Raw genomic sequence first — 18,537 nt, forward strand, 5'->3', positions numbered from 1 at the left:
CGAACTGCCTGAGGAGTTCCGCATGGACAGTCATGCCGTTGCGCTTCCGGCGCCGGGCCTGCCGGCGTCTGCCGCGATCCGCCTTGGTCAAGCCATCGAGACGGCGATCGGCGCCGTCGTCGAGGCCGTTGCCGCCGTCATCCTGGTCGCCGAGATCATCATCCTCGGCGCCGGCGTGATCGCGCGCTATGTGCTGCATGCGCCGCTGGTCTGGTCGGATGAACTCGCTTCGATCCTGTTCCTGTGGTTGTCGATGCTGGGCGCCGTGATCGCGCTTCGCCGCGGCGAGCATATGCGGATGACCGGCATCGTCGCCCGCGTCACGCCGCAGACACGCGCGCTGCTGGAAGCGGTGGCGCTCGCGGCCTCGATCGCGATCCTGCTGCTGATGCTTCCGCACGCAATCGAGTATACGCAGGAAGAAAGTTTTGTGGTGACGCCGGCGCTGGAGATCGTGAACTCCTGGCGCGCTGCTGCCATCCCGACCGGCATCGCGTTGATGCTGCTGGCCGCGGTGCTGCGCCTCGTGCGCACCACTGCGTTGCGGCCAGCATTGGTCGCGGTCGCGCTGACCGCTTTGTTGATCGCGCTGTTCTGGGCCGCGGGGCCGATGCTGAAGCCGCTCGGCAAGCTCAATCTCGTGATCTTCTTCGTCGGCGTGGTCGGGTTCAACGTGTTCGCCGGCGTGCCGATCGCGTTCTCCTTTGCGCTGGCGACCTTCGGCTATCTCTCGCTGACCACCTCCACGCCGATGCTGGTGATGGTCGGCCGGCTCGACGAAGGCATGGGCCATCTGGTGTTGCTGGCGGTGCCGCTGTTCATCTTCCTGGGAAGCCTGATCGGGATGACCGGAATGGCGACCGCCATGATCCAGTGCCTCTCGGCGCTGCTGGGTCACGTCAGGGGCGGGCTGTCCTATGTGCTGATCGGCGCGATGTACCTGGTCTCGGGCATCTCGGGCTCGAAGATCGCCGACATGGCGGCGATCGCGCCGGTGCTGTTCCCGGAGATGCAGAAGCGCGGCGCCAAGCCCGGCGACCTCGTCGCGCTGTTGTCGGCGACCGGCGCGCAAACTGAAACCATTCCGCCGTCGATCGTGCTGATCACGATCGGCTCGGTGACCGGCGTCTCGATCGCGGCGCTGTTCACCGGCGGTCTATTGCCGGCGTTGGTGCTCGGCGTCGCACTCTGCGCGGTGGTCTGGTGGCGCTATCGCAACGAAGACCTCAGCCATGTCGTCCGCCAATCCTGGCGCGAGACCGGGTACCTCGCGCTGATCGCGTTGCCGGCCATCGCGCTACCTTTCGTGATCCGCTTCGCGGTAGTCGAAGGCGTCGCGACGGCGACCGAGGTGTCCACGATCGGCATTGCCTATGCGGTCATTGTCGGGCTTCTGGTCTATCGGCAGTTCGACTGGCGGCGATTGCCGGCGATCCTGGTCGAGACGGCGGCGCTCACCGGGGCGATCGTCTTCATCATCGGCTGCGCCACCGCGATGGCCTGGGGCCTGACGCAATCCGGTTTCTCGAAAAACCTTGCCGATGCGATGGCCGCGATTCCCGGCGGAGCCTGGGGCTTTCTTGCTATCTCGATCCTGGCCTTCGTCATTCTCGGCAGCATTCTCGAGGGTATTCCGGCGATCGTGCTGTTCGGGCCGTTGCTGTTTCCGATCGCCAAGCAGGCCGGCGTGCACGAGGTGCATTACGCGATGGTGGTGATCTTCGCGATGGGCGTCGGCCTGTTCTCGCCGCCGTTCGGCGTCGGCTATTACGGCGCCTGCGCGATCAGCAAGATCAATCCCGACGAGGGCCTGCGCTACATCTGGGCTTATGTGCTGGCACTGCTGGCAGGGCTCATCGTGGTCGCCGCTGTCCCCTGGATCTCGATCGGCTTCCTGAACTGAAATGATTGTCTGCGGAAAGGTTACCTCATGAGCCGCTTTTTCGGCGAAATACGTCAGGCCGGATATGTCGTGCCTGACATCGAGGCGGCGATGGACTACTGGTCGCGCGTGCTTGGCGTCGGTCCGTTCTTCTACAATGAACGGGTGCCGATCAAGAACTACCGCTACCGTGGCGAAAGCTACGAGCCGCACAATTCGGTCGCGCTCGCCAATTCCGGTCCACTGCAGATCGAGCTGATCCAGTGCCGTAACGACGTGCCGTCGATGTATCGCGACTTCACAGAGGCCGGTCATTCCGGACTGCAGCACGTCGCCTACTGGACGGAAAACTACGACGCCGATCTCAAGCGCTTGCTCGCGCAGGGCTTCAAACCTGTCATGAGCGGCGAGGTTGGCGAGCGCGGCCGCTTCATCTATTTTGACACGCACTATCATCCGGGCACCGTGATCGAGCTTTCGGAAGTGCAGGGGCCGAAAGGCAAGATGTTCCGCATGATTCGCGAGGCTTCCGCGAACTGGGACGGCAGGGATCCGGTGCGGCCGTTCCCCGACCTCAGCAGGCTCTGACATGGCAAGCGTTGCGTCCGACCGGCTCGAGGCGAGCTATCTGATCGAGACGCCGCTCGATCCGACTGATGTCGCCGACGTGATGGCGGGCGAGCAGTCCTGCGGCACCTTTACCCGTGTCGAGGGCGAGACCGATGCGCTGCGCGAGCGCGCACGCGCAATCGTCGCCGCGATCGAAGAGCTGCCGTCAGCCGAGACGCCGAGCCTGCCGAACGCGTGGCTGTCGCGCAAAGGCGCGCATGGCCCCTACCGCAGGGCGCGCGTCACGATTTCGTTTCCTTGCGCGAATGTCGGCGCCAATCTGGCGACGCTGGCATCGATCGTGGCGGGCAATCTCTACGATCTCGGCGAGATCACGGGCCTCAAGCTTGATACGATCACGCTGCCTGCGGCCTACCGCATGCGGTTCGCGTTACCGAAGCAAGGCATCGCAGGAACACGCGATCTGACCGGCGTGGGGCAGGGGCCGCTGGTCGGCTCGATCATCAAGCCGAATGTCGGCTTGAGCGCCGAGGAAACCGCCGCTTTGGTCGGGCGGCTCTGTGCCGCGGGCATCGACTTCATCAAGGACGACGAGATCTCGGCTGACCCGGAGCATGCGCCGCTGGCGCAGCGCATTCCGGCCGTGATGGCGGCGGTGAAGCGGCACCAGGACGCCACGGGCAAGCACGTGATGATCGCGTTCAACATTACCGGCGAGACCGATGCGATGCGCCGTCATGCCGACCTGATCGCCCGTCACGGCGGGAGCTGCGCGATGGTGTCCTTGAACTGGTGCGGCTTCTCCGCGGTCGAAACCCTGCGGAGGTCTACCGATCTCGCGCTGCATGGCCACCGCAACGGTTTTGGCGCGTTCTCGCGCCATCCGCTGCTCGGCATCTCCTTCCAGGCCTATCAGACGCTGTGGCGTCTTGCCGGCGTCGACCACATGCATGTGCACGGGCTGCGGGGCAAGTTCGCGCAAGCCGACGAGGAAGTGATCTCGTCCGCAAAGGATTGCGTGACGCCGCTGACTGCCGGCGCCGACGACCGGGTGATGCCGGCGTTCTCGTCCGGGCAATGGGCCGGCACGGCGCCGGCGACGTTCGATGCAACCGGGCACACTGACCTGCTGTTTATGGCTGGCGGCGGCATCATGGCCCACCCCGGCGGACCTGCGGCCGGCGTCGCCAGCATCCGCCAGGCCTGGGACGCCGTGACCGCGGGCATCCCACTTGATCAGGCGGCGCGTGGGCATGCCGAGTTGCGCCAGGCCATCGAAATGTTCGGTAAGGCGAAGTGAGCACGGTGCAAGCAACGCGGCCGCGCTTCGGCTGGTACGGTGACGATTTCACCGGCGCCACTGACACGCTGGCAACCTGGGCCGAGCACGGCTATCGCGCGCTGTTGTTCCTGCGCGCGCCGACCGCAGCCCAGCTCGCCGCCGTCGGTCCGCTCGATGCGATCGGGCTTGCCGGTGCGACCCGTGCGATGTTGCCCACGGCTGCGAAGATCGAGCTCGACAAGGCCGGCTGCCTCTTCGCTGCGCTTGGCGTCGAGCTGCTGCACTACAAATGCTGCTCGACCTTTGATAGCGCGCCCGATGTCGGCAGCATCGGCATCGCCGTGCAGACGTTGCGGCGGCATTTCCCCAATGCGTTGCTGCCGATCATCGGCGGCCAGCCCAATCTCGGCCGCTATTGCCTGTTCGGCCACCTGTTCGCGGCGGCCGGGACCGGCGGCACCGTGCACCGCATCGATCGCCATCCGACCATGAGCGTGCATCCGGTGACCCCGATGGGCGAGGCCGATCTGCGCCGGCATCTAGCCGCGCAGGGGCTTCAGCGCGTCGCGATGCTGGACTATCGCGCCTATCAGGGCGTCGAGACCTCGGCGCTGCTGGACGCCTGTCTGGCCGAGCAGCCGGAGGCGGTGCTGTTCGATGTTGCCGCGGAGGCTGATCTCGCCGTGATCGGACGGCTGATCGCGGACCGGATCGCCGCCGGGCCGATGCTGGCGGTCGGCCCGAGCTCGGTCGCACGCGCGCTTGCGGCGGCAAGCGACATGCGTCCAACCGATACACCGGTGCCCGGCATATCTTCCCGCCGGGATGGTGCGGTGCTCGCTTTGGTCGGGAGCCTGTCGCCGGTGACGCGGGCGCAGGTCGAGGCTGCGGAGGGCTATCAGCGTATCGATGTCGATCCGGTCAGGCTGCTCACGGAGTTCGGCTATTTGCAGTCGCTCCGCCGGCAAGCGGAGGCAGGCCTTGCGGCGGGGAATGTGATGATGGTGACGGACCCTGCACAGGCGGCGCCGGCGCAGATGGAGCGGGTCGCTGCTGCCACCGGGATGCTGCTGAGCGCCGTGCTCTCGGAAACGCAGGTCTCGCGGGTCGTGGTCGCAGGCGGCGATACGTCGAGCCATGCGGTGGCCGCGCTCGACATCTGGGGCCTGTCCTATCGTGCTGCCATGGTACCGGGGGCGCCACTGTGCCGGGTGCATAGCGATGATCCGCGGCTCGACGGCCTCGATATTATCTTGAAGGGCGGCCAGATGGGGCCGCCGAGCTTCTTTGTGGATGCCGCACGTCGGTGAGCCGGCGCGTCGCGGCGCGGCCGATCACACCGGCGAGGACACCAGCAGCCAAGCACCGGCGGCGACACATGCGATGCCGGCAGCGCGCGCGATCCATCGTCCGATCGGCGTCAATTTCTCCAAGAGGACAAGCAGCGACAACAGCGCAATCCAGAGCACGTTCATCACCCCGACCACGAACAACAGCGCCATCAAGACCCAGCAGCAGCCGACGCAATAGGCGCCGTGCCGAAGCCCCAGCAGCACGCAGCCTCGCAGATCGTCGCGAAAGCCGCCGTGGCGCATCAGGAAGTGAAGCGGCGACTGGCATTGGGCGAGACAGACGTCCTTGAGCGGTGTCCATTGATAGACGCCGGCCGCGACCAAGATGGTTGCGCCGAGGAGGTTGCCAGCGATCGCCATCTGCGAATCCAAGAGGGCCGCCCGCTCAATCACCCATTGCAGAACGGTGGCGGCAAGCGAAAAGCTGCACCAGGCGAGGAGATAACCGGCCGCGAACCAGCCGGTCGCGGCGTACGGCTTGCCTTCCGATTTCCACCGCCGGCCTACCCGGGCATACATCAGGATCATGGGCGCCGCCGAGGGCGCCATCATTCCGACCATCATCACCGCCCACATCAGGAACACATAGGCGAACTCGATCGCGCGCCATGGCTCGTTGGCCGGCAGCATGATTCCGATTCCGGCCGGGATCATGCGAAACCCGGTCATGTCCATGCCGCTCATGTCCATGTCGCGGGCGAGCCAGAGCACATAACTCCATGCCAGCGCGACAATGATGCCGATCGCGCCGCCGATGAGCCAACGGTCGCGCCGAAGCACGGTTTCGAGGGTGCTGTCGGTCATTTGCGGTTGATGTTGCCGGCCTTTGCCGCAGGACCGGCATCAGGGGGTGCATCAGGCCTGGTTCGACCAGCGGATCGGCGCATAGAGGCCATTCTTGCCGGAATTGTCCCAGCGCATGCCGTGATCGCTGTACGTATTGCCGGCGGCGCCGACGGCCATCACCATGTTGTCGGGGCTGACGGGATGGCCGATGTTCGCCCACATCTCGCCGCTCGGATGCATGGTCGGCAACGGATCGACAGACATGTGCAGAATGCCTGGAATTTCCGCGGACCGCGTCTTGCCCTCGATCCGGAACGTGATCGGGACCTTCCTCACGCCGAGGTTCTTGCTGATCAGCGGCGTGAACGCGGCCATCGGACCACCGGCGGCGCCGGTGAAGATCGCAGCCAGGGCCTCGGTCTGCGCATCGTTGGCGCGCTGATCGATATAGGCGGCGACCGACCAATCGCCGTCTGCCATGACGCCCGGCGCGTGGAGGATGACCAGGACATTGAATCCGTCGAGCACGACGTCGCCATAGCGGCCGCTTTCGACGTGGAAGATCAGCGGTACGTTGCAGAAGCCCTCGGTCGGCCGCGCGGTCAACGGCGGGGCCGCCGACACCAGGCAGGGACACACGATGCTGCAGCTGCAATTCTCGAAATAGTCACCGGAAAGGTGCCAAGGGACATCCGCCATCGCTCTCTCCCCCGCTAGGCCGCATCAGATAGATCGCTTTCGAAGGAACTACGTGTGGTTGAAAATTACGCCGCGCCGGAAGGGACCGCAAGGCGAATCGACCATTGGAAGATGCCGGGGGAAGGCCAGACAGGCCGTGGCGGCCTCCGTCGCGGGAATTCCCGCCGGCCTGCCTACCGATCACCGATTTGAGGAAGTCAAACATGCATGCATTCTGCTTTGAAGACCGATCTCGCGAGCGGAGACATCAGGAATATGAAGGCTTGGCCAGCTCCTTGGACGCTCCGCGGATCGTGACTGCACGATCGATTGCAGCGCCGCTTACGGCTGCTTGTTCGAACCCTGAGGCGAGAGCGGGACTCGGAAGGTCCGCAGCCGTGCAAGCTCGGGAAAGCTGTCCGCGGCAGCGACCGAGACCAGCCCTACGACCGCGGCCGGGACCTCTTTGCTGACCAGCCGGCTGATCGCCGTGGTTTGGCCCTTGCTCAGCTGGACGTCGAGCGCGCCCGCCGCCGCCACCGCCGTCCTGACCCGGCCGATCGATGACTCGGAATATCTGTCGTCGATCGCGATGGTCTTGCCGGCGAGGTCGGAGACCGACTTGATGTCGGGACCTGTGACCAGAATGGCCACGAGGGTGTCCAGCGATGCATCCAGCGTCGGGACCGTCATTCGTTCCGCGACGGCGGAGGCGGCCGCCACCTGCTGTTCTGTCGCGCGGGTCTGTGGGACATCGATCGTTGATGGCGGATCAGCGGCGCGTGCACGATCGGCTTCGGAGGCCGCAGCGTTGCCTGTTGTCTGCTGGCTCGTTTGCGGAGAAGGGACCGGCAGCGGAACGGGAGGCGCGGCTTTCGCTGCCTTGGCTGGCTTCGGCCCCCGGCGAATGGTGTGGTTCGAAGGCGATCGGGCGGGCCCGTCACCGCGCCAGGCAACGGTGGATACTGGTTTTGCCGGGGCAGAATCGTTGTCGTGTCCGTCGGGTTCAATCGGCACAGGAACCGCGGTCAGGCAGGGCAGCGGGTTCAGGCCGGCGCATGATAACTGTGGCGATGGTTGGTTGCTGCAACCGGCCAGAGCCATAGCCAGCGCGCAAATGGCAAGCGTCCTCAATCGATCCTCCTGACGAGGTTGAGTGGGGCCCGCAATTCTTGCGGCTTGAGAAATGGTGCGCTGGAACGTCAATCATTGATGCAAAACCGTTAAGCGCACATTAAGCCTCGCGGCGTGCAGCGCGACGCGCCGGCAGGGCCAGCACGTGGGCAGGTCTGTCTCTATTCACAAGTTCGCCTTCTAGTTGCTTTGTTCGGCGCGGGATTTCGCCACGAATCGGTCGCCATGCTCGCGCGGCCTGGGGGCTATTCATTGAGTCATGGAGATCGCCTATGGCGAGCATCGAACGACTTCACAGAACTGCGCCGCTGGACTTGGCCAAACTCGAGGAAGATGTCGTCGGGAGCCTTCCCGCGATCAGGGCAGCTCCATCGGAGCCAATGCCCGACTACGTCGAACACGAAGAGGGCATTACGCGCGTTGGCGCGCTGAGTGCCGAAGCTGTGGTGCGCGACTATGAAGCCGCCGCCAAGGAAATCGAAGCCATGGGGGCAGAGCTGATCAGCGCCGCGAAGAGATGCGAGGCGATGACCGCTGAGGTGCACAATGCCATTGCCTTCATGCGCGATACCGCAGCCTCCTATCGTGAGGAAGCCAAGAAGATCTTCAAGCGCATCGAAGAATGCGCGATCTTTACCGAGCAGGTTCGCAAGACCTGCGAGAGCGTCAAGCTCAAGATGATCGAAGGCAAAGCATAGTCGGAACATCCGTTCGCCGTCCTCACAGGAGGGCGATGTTTTTCAAATAGCGTGTGTCAATTGCGGTACATGTCCGGGCCGCGAATCAGCCTAATTTGCAGCTCCTCCCTGACCTCACACCCGCCGCAAATGGCGGGTCCTCTTCTGCAGTACCCGACAGTCAAAACAGCGCTGCTCGCGACGGCAGTTGCCGGTCAGACGGGGCCGTACCCGGTTTGTCGTGGCTTGGTATGCTCTGGTGGTCTGACGTTCTCCCCGCGTGCAACCGCAACGTGGCGGTTCGGTGTACTGCAATCGGTTCTGCGCGCATGCTGCGTGTCCGCAATGACACGAACCGCGAATCCTTTGCTGCCTGCTGCGTTGATACTCCTACCGTCGTACCTGCAGCGTAAGCTAAGAAGGCCGGCCGGCGGCTGATTGTACCGTTCGGCGCTTCCAAGACCTCCCCGGAGCCTCTTCTATGTTATTTCTGAGCTACGCCTATCGAGTCCTCTCCAACTTCGTGTTCCTGGCGCTGGTCTATTTCGCTCTCAATTTCCTCGAAAAGTATCAGCACCGCGTGGTAGTCGCGGTGCTCGTGTTGATCTACGCCAGCATGCATGCGGCGTCGGCGCTGCGGTCGTTTCACTTCTTCCAGCGCATCGAACGGCTGGAACTGGAGGCGCGCCGTCTGGTGGCGGCGCTGGGCGAGGGACCCAATTCGACATCGACGCGCAAGCAGGTGATCACCGAGGTCAGCGCACTCCGCCAAGCCGGCGAGATCAAGGCCTATATCGACCTGATGTTTCTCGCCATCGTGATCCTGCTGTGCATCGCCAAGATCGTGGCCAACTGAGTTGTCATCCGATTGCCGGGCGTGCGAGGGACCTGGTCTGGAAAATCAATCAAAACAAATGATTAGAGTTCAGCGCTGACCCGATCGGGCAGGGCCGCAAACGCTCAGCGCTTTTTCAGGCCGGCCACCCGCGTCGTCCGCTTGACCTCTTTCGCGGGCTTGGCGGCCGCTCCGCGGCCGCCGCCTTGGGGCGTCTGGGTGGCTAGTCCGGTAGTCGCAGGCTCGGCTGCTGCCGCGTGCCCGCGACGGCGAGATTTCCCGTCAAGCTTTGCCGAGACCTCGGTTGAACGCGCCTGCGCCACCGGCGTCGCCCGTCGCGCGGACCAAGCCAGCAGGGTCAGCCGTGCAGATTCCGGCATTTTGAAAATGTCCGCCGCCGGAACCGGTAGCGCGGCTAGCGTCGTGCCCGGCAGCAATGCCGCCTTGCGCGGCCATGGCGCAACCGGCGGCAGCGGGACGCCGCGCCCACGGCGCGGCGCGCCGAGATTGCTCGTGTGCCAATCGAGATTGGACAGGGCCGCGGCGGGCAGCACAGCACCGCCGGCCAACGCGAACTTCGGGACCTTCGGCCAGCGCGATGTCGCCACCACCTCCGACGCCGGGTGCAACTGCCATTGCTGCGGCTCGGTCGGTGTAGCCGGGCGCTCGGCTGTCGCCGGCACCACGTGGACGATGCGATAGCCGCGCGCCTTCATTTCACGCAGGATCCGCGGCAGCGCCGCGACCGTGCGCGGCTGGATGTCATGCAGCAGCAGGATGCCCTTGCCCTTTTTCTCCAGCCGCTGCATCGCGAGTTCATAGACACGGTTGGCTGTGACGTCGCGCCAGTCGTCGGCGGGGAAATCCGCACTCCAGAGCTGAAGCCCCTTGGCTGCGGCATAGTCCTCGATCTCGTCGGTGCGGCGCAGGCCGGGAATGCGTAGGAAGGGCGACAGCCCGCCGCCGTCGCCGAGCGCTGCGGTCACCGACGCGATACCTTGCTCGATCTCCTGCTTGGAGCGGTCGAACGGCAGCCGATCCATGCCGGTTGGATGGTTCTGGGTGTGGGTGCCGACCGTGTGGCCGGCATCGCGCACCTTGCGCACGCCTTCGGGATTGGCACGGGCCTGGCTTCCGACCAGGAAGAAGGTCGCCTTGGCGCAGTGGGCGGCGAGAATGTTGAGAATCTCGTTGCTGTATTTCGGCAGCGGACCGTCGTCGAAGGTCAGCACCACCTCATGGTCCTGGAGCGGCAGCGTCTTGCCGTATTGCATGGTGCCGATGATCGGATGGGCGCGAGGATCGACCACGAGGGTACGCGACGTGCCGATGGCGTCGGGATGGCCCGGGCAATCGGCAGCCGATGCCGTCTGCGCGGCAACGGAGGCCAAAAGGCCCAGGCACAAACCCATGCACGGGGCGGTCCAAGGCCGCCGCCGAAGCTCCCCAAATACACTAACGATCATCGAACCCCGGCTTCATTTCGAGAGCACGCAGCGGCTTATAACTGGCGTCATGAATGCCGCCTTAATCTCCTGAATTCTAGACTTAATTTTGGATTGCGAGCGTGATCCGGCTGACAGAGCGGCGCCAACCAAAAACTTCGTGATCTAATGTGCTTTGCCGGACACGGTTTTGGCTCCGGCCGGAACGAGATGGACCACGCGGTAATGATTGTCGCGGAGGTAGCGCAGGAAGGCCGGCAACATGGCGGCCGTCTGCGCTTTGGGATCATGCAGCAGGATGATGCCCTTGCGGGCAACCTGTAGCCGCTCGGTGAGCAGTTTTAGTTGCTGCGCCGGCGTCATCGGCGTCCAGTCGCTGGCCCACAGATCCGCGCCGAACACGGCAATGCCGCGCTTTTGCAGCGCCTCCAACGTGGCTGGCGTCGCTTCGAAATAAGGGAAGCGGAAGAACGGTGTCGTCGGCGTCGTCGTGGCGGCCCCGTTGAGCGCGGTCTCGACCGCCGCGATGCCCTTGTCGATCTCGCCGATGGCTGCATCGGGCTTTAAGTATTTCAGGTTGGGATGAGCAAAGCTGTGGTGCGCGATGGTATGGCCCTCGGCCGCCATTCGTCGCACCAGTTCAGGATGTGCTGCGGCGTTCCTTCCGATCAGGAAGAAGGTGGCGCGCACGCATTCCTGCGCCAGCGCGGCCAGGATTTTCCGGTCCGTCGGCGGCCATGGCCCATCGTCGAAGGTCAGCACCACCTCGCGGTCTTCGAGCGGGAGCGTCTGGGAGAAGCTCTTGAGGCCGACGCGGGGAAAGGTCGCAGCGTCCACGGTAAGAACGCGCGAGGTGCCGAGCGCGTCCTTGCGGGGACATTCGCCGGCCCAGGCCCCCGCCACGAAGGTGATCGATGCCGCAGCCGCCATGCACAGCACGTCGCGTAAATATCGGGTCATTTGCACTTGGACATATTTGGCATTGCGCTTTGTGTCGTCGATTGGGTAAGCGTGCAACGTAATCAGACAAGTTCCCGCAATCTGTCAAACCGGCGAGGCGCGGCATGGCCGAGAATATCGACGTTGCCCAAGCCGAGGCGCTGCCAGCGCAAGGCTCCGTGCTCGACCGTCTCCTGATGCGGGACGAGGAGGGGCAGCTTCGTCACGAGTTTGTCGAGGAGATCACGCGCTCCATCCACGCCGCCGACCGGCCGCTGCTATGTGAGGTGGTGGCGGAACTGCACGAGGCCGATCTCGGCGATTTGATCGCGGCGCTCGAACCTGAAGATCGCGTCACCCTCGTCGAGATCACCGGCACCGATTTCGACTTCTCGGCGCTGAACGAGGTCGACGACGCCGTCCGCGAGGAGATCCTCGAGGAACTCGAACCGGAGACGGTCGCCGAGGGCGTCCGCGAGCTGGAATCCGACGACGCCGTCGAACTGCTCGAAGGCCTGGACGAGGAGGACAAGGAGGAGATCCTCGACAAGCTGCCGCCGGCTGAGCGCGAGCCGCTGGAGCGCAGCCTGCTTTATCCGGAGAATTCCGCAGGCCGGCGGATGAGCTCCGAGTTCATCGCGGTGCCGCCGGACTGGACCGTCGGGCAGGCGATCGACTACATGCGCGACACGCCCGATCTGCCCGACCGCTTCTACGAGATCTACGCTGTTGATGCCGACAAGCACTGGCAGGGCGCGGTTTCGCTCGACACGCTTTTACGCGCGCGCCGGCCGGTGCAACTCGCCGAGCTGATCGACGAAGACCGCCGCCGCGTCTCGGTGCTGGACGACCAGGAAGAGGTCGCGCGGATGTTCGGCAAATACAATCTGGTCGCAGCCCCCGTGGTCGACACCACCAACCGGCTGGTCGGCGTCATCACCATCGACGACGTCGTCGACGTCATCGAGGAAGAGGCGGATGAGGACCTGAAGGCGCTCGGCGGCGTCACCAGCGACGAAGAATTGTCCGACAATGTCTGGACCATCGCGCGCGGCCGCTTCAACTGGCTGCTGGTCAACCTCGCGACCGCGTTCCTCGCATCCTCCGTGCTCGGTCTGTTTGAAGGCCAGCTCGAAAAAATGGTGGCGCTCGCGGTGCTGGCGCCGATCGTGGCGAGCCAGGGCGGCAATGCCGCGACCCAGACCATGACGGTGGCAGTGCGAGCGTTGGCGACCCGCGAACTCGGCTCGAATAATGCGTTCCGCGTCGTCTTGCGCGAGGCGATGGTCGGCCTCGTCAACGGGCTGGCCTTCGCCATCATCACCGGCGTGGCCGCGGTGGCCTGGTTCAAGATCCCTGGCCTCGGCGTCGTGATCGGTCTTGCCATCATCTGCAACCTGGTCGCCGGCGCGCTCGGCGGCATCCTGATCCCGATGGTGCTGGAACGGGTCCGCGCCGATCCGGCGGTGGCATCCGGAACCTTTGTCACCACCATCACCGACGTGGTCGGCTTCTTCTCTTTCCTCGGCATCGCCACGTTGTGGTTCGGGCTGAAGTAATCCGGGCAGGCGCCATATTTATCGTTAATCGCGCCTTAACGCGCTTGGCCCATGATGTTGGCTCACGGGGTCAACATGCAGCGCTTGCGACTGAAAGCGGACGGACGGATCGTCGAACTGCGGGACGGGCAGGAGTTCCCGCTCGCGCCGGCGCTTGTCGAGACGACCGCGGCTCCGGCCCCCTGCGAAACTGCGCCGCTGCCGGCGGTGCGCGATCTGCGCCGCCGTGCCCAACTGACGCAGCTCGAATTCGCGGCAAGGCTTGGCGTGCCCGTGGAAACGATCCGGAACTGGGAGCAGGGCAAGCGCGTGCCCCGCGGACCGGCGCGGGCGCTCCTCGCGGTGATCGCCCATTCGCCGGAGACCGTCTTCGCTGCGCTCGCACCGGAACAAGCGCCCGCCTAGTCATTCTGGTCTACCAGAGATCGATGCGTGGCATGCGCTCGCGCACCGCGGTAGCTGTTGGCACGGCTGTTTCCGCAGCCCATAATGGGGCTGATTTCGCGGATGCAACCGATGCTGTTTGTCGAAGCCAATGGCGCAAAGATTCCGGCGATTGGGCTGGGCACTTGGGAGCTGCGCGGCCGCACCTGCGCGCGGATCGTCGAGCAGGCGCTGCGGCTCGGCTATCGCCACATCGACACCGCCCAGATGTACGACAACGAGCGCGAGGTCGGCGAGGGCCTGCGCGCCGCCGGCGTCAAGCGCGACCAGGTCTTCATCACCACCAAGGTCTGGCCGTCGCATTTCGCGCCCCATGATCTGGAACGCTCCGCCAAGGAAAGCCTGGTGCGGCTGCGCTTGACCGAGGTCGATTTGCTGCTGCTGCACTGGCCGAACCCGCAGGTGCCGCTGGTCGAGACGCTGGGCGGGCTGGCGCGGGTCAAGCGGCAGGGGCTCGCGCGGCATATCGGCGTGTCCAACTTCACGGTCGCCCTGATCGAGGAGGCGATTGCCGCGTGTTCCGAACCTCTGGTGTGCGACCAGGTCGAATACCATCCCTATCTCGACCAGACCAAGGTGAAGGACGCCTGCGCCCGTCACGGCATGGCGGTGGTCGCCTATAATCCGCTTGCCAAGGGCCGTATCAAGAACGACCGCGCGCTTTTGCGGATCGGCGACCGCTATCGCAAGACGGCGGCACAGATCGGCTTGCGCTGGCTGGTACAGCAGGACGTCGCGGCGATCCCGCGCACGTCCAGGCTCGAGCGGCTTTCCGAAAACATCGAGATCTTCGATTTCGAGCTGTCGGATGAAGACATGCAGGAGCTTTCCGCCATGGGCAGCTCGAGCGGCCGGCTCACCGATTTCGGCTTTGCGCCGAAATGGGATTGAGAGGGTGCGCCGCCCGACGCTATGCTGGCGGATATTTAGGGACTTACCGGACATCGTTGCGATCCGATGGAGCTGCGGCGGATCATATCCTCTGACATCACGGCGTCGGCGGTTGCGCATGTGTCGCTGCTGACGCTGCTCGTGCTGTTTTCCGAGGTGCATCCGTTCGGCGCGGTGACCGCCGAACAGATCCCGGTCGAGATCGTGACGCCACAGGACGTTCCCGAGCAGCCGAACCCGCCTGAACAACAGGCGGCCGAGACCAGGCCGGAGTCGCCACCTGATTTCTCGTCGGCTGACAAGCCTGCCGCGGCATCTCCACCGCCAGCCGCACAGCCTGTACCCGTCACACAACCTGCGCCAGCCGCACGGCCGCAGAAGCAGGCGGCACTCGCCACGCCACCTGCGCCCCAGCCGGCGCCTCCGCCGCCATCGCAGCCGGCGGCCCCGGCCTACAAGCAGCCCGAGCCGGATGTCTCGATCAAATATCAGGTGCTGCTCGGCCTGCCGCCCGACCTCTCGCCAATGCCGCTGACATCAGCACAACCCCACAACAAGGGCGACGATGCCTTCGATGGTCCGGCGACCGAGGCCGCCGATCTATCGAGCAGCGTCGTTGCGGAATTCCGGCGGCATCTGAAGACCTGTTCGAAACTGCCGGCCTCGCTGGACGGCAATGATGATGTCAGGGTCAAGCTGCGCGTCTTGATGACGCCGGACGGAAGGCTCGCCGCGGACCCGATCCTGATCGAGGCCAGCGCCTCCATGAAGGGACCGCTACTGATGCAGGGCGCGATCCGCGCGTTGCAGGCGTGCCAACCCTACGGGATGCTGCCGGCGGACCGCTACGGCGAGTGGAAGGTGATCGACCTCAGCTTTACGCCGCAGGATTTCAGCAGCTGACGAGGATCGCAGCCGCCCGGATGCCGGGCGGCCTTGAACCTTTGTACCTCAGCCATCGTGCAGAGCGCGCCGGATCGCCAGTTCGACCGGGGAATAATCGCCGTCTTTCCGTTCGAGCTGAAAAGGCTCGGCGGGATGCAGCGGCGGCTGCGCCATGAAGCGCGGCGATGATCCGCGATGCGGCTGGGCGGCGTGGATCAGGAAAGGATGACACAGATAGACCGTGCCTGCTTCGCCGGTCGCCAGCGCTTCCGGATGATCGGCCGACACGTCCTTGAGCATCAGATGCGACATGCCGGCTTCCCCGGCAGGCCGGAGCAGCCGCGCCATATCGAGGTGCGAACCGACCCTTATCCGCGTCGGTGCATCCGCTTCACGGATGTCGGAAAACAGGAACAGCATCAGTAGCGCGCGGCCGCGCGAGGTGACGTTCACCCGCCATGAGGAGAAATCGTTCCGCTCATTTGGATCATCCGATGGGCCGGGGAAGCTGAGATCGACGTGCCAACCGGTGTCACCGGGATCGTCCGCGTGCGGGAAGCGAACAGGAAAACTGCCGAGGTCACCGCGCGGAAGCCAGCGGCCGCGGCCGACCAGCTGGTCGAAGGCCGCGTGGAGCACGGGCGTGTTGACGGCTTGCCGGAACGGCTCCTGTCCGTAATAGCCGAGCCGCACGACGGGTCGCGTCCATGTCCTGCTGTCGTAGGGGTCGCATCCCGTGTCGCGCCAGAGGACGGCGCGTCCTTCGTCGGCAAGTCGGCGAGGGAAGGCGTCGTCCAGCCGGACAAATCCGTCTTGGACAAATTGGTTGATTTGCGCGTCGCTGAGTGCGCGCGGTCGTGCAGATGTAGTCGTAGGCATGAAATCCTCATATCGCCTGGCCAGCCGGTATCACCTCGCATGGCGAGGCTAGCGGCGGCTCATTTCGGTCCTTGAACGCGCCATTGCATAAAATGGCAGGCGCATCCGTTCGCCCGCCGGAGCGGGGCCAGCCGTTAGCGGCTGAGGAAAAAGACCGAAGCGAAATTGACGCGGATCATCATCATGGTGACGGGCAATAACATGTACGGCCGGAGGCGGCAATTAAATGGAACCATGACCTACAAAGCGGTATGATACGAAATGATGTGGTCCGAGAGCCCTGGCAGGACGTTGCTGGCGGGACGTTGAAAGGCAACCGATCAACAGGGCGGCGAGCCATTAACGGGGGCAATCTCGCGGCCCATTCATTGGCGGGAGACGAGCATGACATTCATATGGCTTGGTGTGCTCCTTGTTCTCGGCGGCGTGTTGCAGATGGCATATCAGCCCATCTGGCGTGGCCGGCTAAGCGGTAGAAGGCGACTTCGCGCCGGGCAACCCGGCGACACCTTGGAACCAGAAAGACCGGCTGGCGGCTTTGGGTTCAAATCGAATTGGCCCGGCCTTGCACTCGTCGCGCTTGGCGGCGCCTCCCTGCTGGCCGGGGCAGCTATCTGAATCCGAACTGATTGCACGAGCAGGTTCGCTTGAAGCGCTCTAGCGGCCCATCGCCCGCCAGGCGTTCGATGCGAACTGTCGCCGCCAGGTAACGATGACGACGAGCGCGGTCGTTACCAGCAGCACCCAGGGGCTGACGAACCAGCCGAGATAGCCGAGCGCGAAGAAGAAGGCGCGCTGGCCGCGGTTGAAGTGCCGCCCCGCCGCCTCGAACAGGCGCGTCGTGCGCATCACATGGCTCTCCGCTTCTGCGGTGTCGCGCTGTGACGAGGGCGGCATCGCGCCGAGCAGGATCGCGACATAGTTGAACAGGCGATACGACCAGGCGAATTTGAAGAAGGCATAGATGAAGATCAGGATCAGCCCGACGCATTTGATCTCCCACAGCGCCGGCGAGGGGCTGAGATTGACCGGCAGCTCGCGCAGCACCGCGAGGGCGTCGTTGGTCGCGCGCAAAAGCGCCAGCGCGCCGCCGATCGCGAACAGGCTGGTCGAGGCGAAGAAGGCGGTACCGTTCTGCAGCGAGGCCATGATCTGCATGTCGACCATGCGCGCCTCGCGATCGAGCATGTTGCGCACCCAGACCTCGCGATAGGCGTTCATCCGCGCCGACAGGCTGTCGCGGCCGTAGGCCGTGTGCTCGAGCGTAAAGCCGTAGACCAGCCATTCGACGACGAAAAACGCGACGGCGGCGATATCGACCCAATAAGCGGCCATGTGGCGGCATCTCCGAGGATGGCTTGGCAAGCATCGTGATGTACAGGTTGAACGTGTGCGGTGCACTATGGCAAGATGCGGGTTCCAACAGGATTTCCCCCGCAAATGTTGAAACTGGTCATCGGCAACAAGAACTATTCGTCATGGTCGATGCGGCCATGGCTGGCGCTGCGCGCCAATGAAATTCCGTTCGAGGAAGTGTTCATTCCGCTCTACACCAACGACAAGGCCGACAAAGACCGGATCCTGAGCTTTTCGGATTCCGGCAAGGTGCCGGCCCTGATCGATGGCGACGTCACGGTGTGGGATTCGCTTTCGATCATCGAGTATCTCGCGGAGAAGTATCCGCAGGCGAAGCTATGGCCGGATGACCCCGCCCGCCGCGCGCATGCGCGCTCGATTTCGGCGGAAATGCATTCCGGCTTCCTGCCGCTGCGCAACGAATGCGGCATGAACCTGCACCGTCCTGTCGGCGCGATCGATCTGTCGGACGACGCGTGCGCCAACGTGGCGCGCGTGCAGGAGATCTGGGCCGACTGCCATCGCCGTTACGGCAAGGACGGGCCCTTCCTGTTCGGTGCGTTCGGCGGGGCGGATGCGATGTTCGCGCCGGTCGTGCACCGCTTTCGCACCTACGCGATTGAGGTGAGGGGCGAGGCGGGTCACTACTACGATGCGATGATGTCGCTGCCGGCGTTTCAGGAATGGACCCGCGCCGGTCTCGCCGAAACGCTCGTGATCGAGCGGTTCGAGACGGTCTGATTTAGGGCAGGGATCTGTGGCTGGGCCGGGAGGGTGACGGCGCCCGGCGGCCCGCCGCGTTCGGTGAATTCCCGGCCGAGGTGTCCGATATTGGGAAAACCGTCTGGCGGGCCGGGCGCCCGGTTTCCCGGGAACTCTCAAAAATTACCGCTTACTGCCCTGAAAAATATGCAGAATTTACCTGCGTGCCATGTCTCGATGC

Annotated in this window: 18 protein-coding genes; 11 read left to right on the plus strand and 7 right to left on the minus strand. The window is 64.5% G+C overall.

The genetic code is table 11. From position 1 onward, the window contains the following. Positions 1-22 precede the first annotated feature (22 nt). Genes QA643_RS17460 through QA643_RS17475 form a run of 4 tightly spaced genes read left to right on the plus strand, consistent with a single transcriptional unit; the run spans position 23 to position 5,044 of the window. Entirely contained in the window at positions 23-1,903 is a 1,881-nt protein-coding gene (locus QA643_RS17460; RefSeq protein ID WP_283034323.1) for a TRAP transporter large permease subunit, read from the plus strand. Positions 1,904-1,930: 27 nt separating this feature from the next. Continuing rightward, positions 1,931-2,470, plus strand: coding sequence for a VOC family protein (locus QA643_RS17465; RefSeq protein ID WP_283034324.1), 540 nt, complete (start codon positions 1,931-1,933; stop codon positions 2,468-2,470). Position 2,471: 1 nt separating this feature from the next. Next, positions 2,472-3,752 carry a ribulose-bisphosphate carboxylase large subunit family protein gene (locus tag QA643_RS17470; RefSeq protein ID WP_283034325.1) on the plus strand — a complete coding sequence of 427 codons (1,281 nt, stop codon included), beginning with the start codon at positions 2,472-2,474 and terminating at the stop codon, positions 3,750-3,752. Continuing rightward, entirely contained in the window at positions 3,749-5,044 is a 1,296-nt protein-coding gene (locus tag QA643_RS17475) for a four-carbon acid sugar kinase family protein (protein WP_283034326.1), read from the plus strand. The genes QA643_RS17470 and QA643_RS17475 overlap by 4 nt, the downstream gene beginning before the upstream one ends. Before the next feature lie 24 nt (positions 5,045-5,068). Here the strand turns inward: QA643_RS17475 and QA643_RS17480 are convergent, their stop codons facing one another. The 3 genes from QA643_RS17480 to QA643_RS17490 all read right to left on the minus strand — a co-directional run bounded on the left by QA643_RS17480 (position 5,069) and on the right by QA643_RS17490 (position 7,684). Beyond that, positions 5,069-5,890: a DUF2182 domain-containing protein gene (locus QA643_RS17480; RefSeq protein WP_283034327.1), complete on the minus strand. Its 822-nt coding sequence runs from the start codon at positions 5,888-5,890 to the stop codon at positions 5,069-5,071. Between the two features lie 51 nt (positions 5,891-5,941). After that, entirely contained in the window at positions 5,942-6,571 is a 630-nt protein-coding gene (locus QA643_RS17485; RefSeq protein WP_283034328.1) for a DUF1326 domain-containing protein, read from the minus strand. Positions 6,572-6,892: 321 nt separating this feature from the next. Beyond that, the gene (locus tag QA643_RS17490; RefSeq protein WP_283034329.1) at positions 6,893-7,684 is read right to left on the minus strand and encodes a hypothetical protein; all 792 of its coding nucleotides are present in this window, start codon (positions 7,682-7,684) and stop codon (positions 6,893-6,895) included. Positions 7,685-8,064: 380 nt separating this feature from the next. Here QA643_RS17490 and QA643_RS17495 point away from each other — a divergent pair, with 380 nt between their 5' ends. Together QA643_RS17495 and QA643_RS17500 are read left to right on the plus strand one after the other, a co-directional pair. After that, the gene (locus tag QA643_RS17495; RefSeq protein WP_283034330.1) at positions 8,065-8,382 is read left to right on the plus strand and encodes a hypothetical protein; all 318 of its coding nucleotides are present in this window, start codon (positions 8,065-8,067) and stop codon (positions 8,380-8,382) included. A 460-nt stretch (positions 8,383-8,842) separates the two neighbouring features. Further along, on the plus strand, positions 8,843-9,217 hold the full coding sequence (locus tag QA643_RS17500; protein ID WP_283034331.1) for a hypothetical protein: 375 nt from the start codon (positions 8,843-8,845) through the stop codon (positions 9,215-9,217). A gap of 104 nt (positions 9,218-9,321) precedes the next feature. Here QA643_RS17500 and QA643_RS17505 read toward each other — a convergent pair whose 3' ends face one another. Both QA643_RS17505 and QA643_RS17510 read right to left on the minus strand, forming a co-directional pair. Further along, positions 9,322-10,608 carry a polysaccharide deacetylase family protein gene (locus tag QA643_RS17505; protein WP_283034332.1) on the minus strand — a complete coding sequence of 429 codons (1,287 nt, stop codon included), beginning with the start codon at positions 10,606-10,608 and terminating at the stop codon, positions 9,322-9,324. 198 nt (positions 10,609-10,806) lie between these two features. Then, positions 10,807-11,571, minus strand: a complete 765-nt coding sequence (locus QA643_RS17510) for a polysaccharide deacetylase family protein (RefSeq protein ID WP_283034837.1) — start codon at positions 11,569-11,571, stop codon at positions 10,807-10,809. Between the two features lie 134 nt (positions 11,572-11,705). Here QA643_RS17510 and mgtE point away from each other — a divergent pair, with 134 nt between their 5' ends. The 4 genes from mgtE to QA643_RS17530 all read left to right on the plus strand — a co-directional run bounded on the left by mgtE (position 11,706) and on the right by QA643_RS17530 (position 15,377). Continuing rightward, positions 11,706-13,139 carry a magnesium transporter gene (gene mgtE / locus QA643_RS17515; protein ID WP_283034333.1) on the plus strand — a complete coding sequence of 478 codons (1,434 nt, stop codon included), beginning with the start codon at positions 11,706-11,708 and terminating at the stop codon, positions 13,137-13,139. 75 nt (positions 13,140-13,214) lie between these two features. Then, a complete protein-coding gene (locus QA643_RS17520) occupies positions 13,215-13,544 on the plus strand; it encodes a helix-turn-helix domain-containing protein (RefSeq protein WP_283034838.1) in 330 nt (109 codons plus the stop codon). A 111-nt stretch (positions 13,545-13,655) separates the two neighbouring features. Next, positions 13,656-14,474 carry an aldo/keto reductase gene (locus tag QA643_RS17525; protein ID WP_283034334.1) on the plus strand — a complete coding sequence of 273 codons (819 nt, stop codon included), beginning with the start codon at positions 13,656-13,658 and terminating at the stop codon, positions 14,472-14,474. Between the two features lie 66 nt (positions 14,475-14,540). Then, positions 14,541-15,377, plus strand: coding sequence for a hypothetical protein (locus QA643_RS17530; RefSeq protein WP_283034335.1), 837 nt, complete (start codon positions 14,541-14,543; stop codon positions 15,375-15,377). Positions 15,378-15,425: 48 nt separating this feature from the next. Here QA643_RS17530 and QA643_RS17535 read toward each other — a convergent pair whose 3' ends face one another. After that, on the minus strand, positions 15,426-16,238 hold the full coding sequence (locus QA643_RS17535; RefSeq protein ID WP_283034336.1) for a phytanoyl-CoA dioxygenase family protein: 813 nt from the start codon (positions 16,236-16,238) through the stop codon (positions 15,426-15,428). A gap of 657 nt (positions 16,239-16,895) precedes the next feature. Further along, on the minus strand, positions 16,896-17,573 hold the full coding sequence (locus tag QA643_RS17540; protein WP_283034337.1) for a DUF599 domain-containing protein: 678 nt from the start codon (positions 17,571-17,573) through the stop codon (positions 16,896-16,898). Positions 17,574-17,678: 105 nt separating this feature from the next. On the opposite strand from QA643_RS17540, the gene QA643_RS17545 reads away from it, so the two are divergent. Next, positions 17,679-18,335, plus strand: a complete 657-nt coding sequence (locus tag QA643_RS17545; RefSeq protein WP_283034338.1) for a glutathione S-transferase family protein — start codon at positions 17,679-17,681, stop codon at positions 18,333-18,335. Positions 18,336-18,537: the final 202 nt, after the last annotated feature.

The organism is Bradyrhizobium sp. CB3481 (genome assembly GCF_029714305.1).
In the GTDB taxonomy this organism is placed as follows: Bacteria; Pseudomonadota; Alphaproteobacteria; order Rhizobiales; family Xanthobacteraceae; genus Bradyrhizobium.

Bases quoted from the DNA above. Each gene is read 5' to 3' on its own strand.
- mgtE (WP_283034333.1), top strand. From the start codon at position 11,706: ATGGCCGAGAATATCGACGTTGCCCAAGCCGAGGCGCTGCCAGCGCAA.
- QA643_RS17520 (WP_283034838.1), top strand. From the start codon at position 13,215: ATGCAGCGCTTGCGACTGAAAGCGGACGGACGGATCGTCGAACTGCGG.
- QA643_RS17480 (WP_283034327.1), bottom strand. From the start codon at position 5,890: ATGACCGACAGCACCCTCGAAACCGTGCTTCGGCGCGACCGTTGGCTC.
- QA643_RS17510 (WP_283034837.1), bottom strand. From the start codon at position 11,571: ATGGCGGCTGCGGCATCGATCACCTTCGTGGCGGGGGCCTGGGCCGGC.
- QA643_RS17500 (WP_283034331.1), top strand. From the start codon at position 8,843: ATGTTATTTCTGAGCTACGCCTATCGAGTCCTCTCCAACTTCGTGTTC.
- QA643_RS17530 (WP_283034335.1), top strand. From the start codon at position 14,541: ATGGAGCTGCGGCGGATCATATCCTCTGACATCACGGCGTCGGCGGTT.
- QA643_RS17485 (WP_283034328.1), bottom strand. From the start codon at position 6,571: ATGGCGGATGTCCCTTGGCACCTTTCCGGTGACTATTTCGAGAATTGC.
- QA643_RS17465 (WP_283034324.1), top strand. From the start codon at position 1,931: ATGAGCCGCTTTTTCGGCGAAATACGTCAGGCCGGATATGTCGTGCCT.
- QA643_RS17545 (WP_283034338.1), top strand. From the start codon at position 17,679: ATGTTGAAACTGGTCATCGGCAACAAGAACTATTCGTCATGGTCGATG.
- QA643_RS17535 (WP_283034336.1), bottom strand. From the start codon at position 16,238: ATGCCTACGACTACATCTGCACGACCGCGCGCACTCAGCGACGCGCAA.
- QA643_RS17525 (WP_283034334.1), top strand. From the start codon at position 13,656: ATGCTGTTTGTCGAAGCCAATGGCGCAAAGATTCCGGCGATTGGGCTG.
- QA643_RS17505 (WP_283034332.1), bottom strand. From the start codon at position 10,608: ATGGGTTTGTGCCTGGGCCTTTTGGCCTCCGTTGCCGCGCAGACGGCA.
- QA643_RS17540 (WP_283034337.1), bottom strand. From the start codon at position 17,573: ATGGCCGCTTATTGGGTCGATATCGCCGCCGTCGCGTTTTTCGTCGTC.
- QA643_RS17470 (WP_283034325.1), top strand. From the start codon at position 2,472: ATGGCAAGCGTTGCGTCCGACCGGCTCGAGGCGAGCTATCTGATCGAG.
- QA643_RS17495 (WP_283034330.1), top strand. From the start codon at position 8,065: ATGCCCGACTACGTCGAACACGAAGAGGGCATTACGCGCGTTGGCGCG.
- QA643_RS17460 (WP_283034323.1), top strand. From the start codon at position 23: ATGGACAGTCATGCCGTTGCGCTTCCGGCGCCGGGCCTGCCGGCGTCT.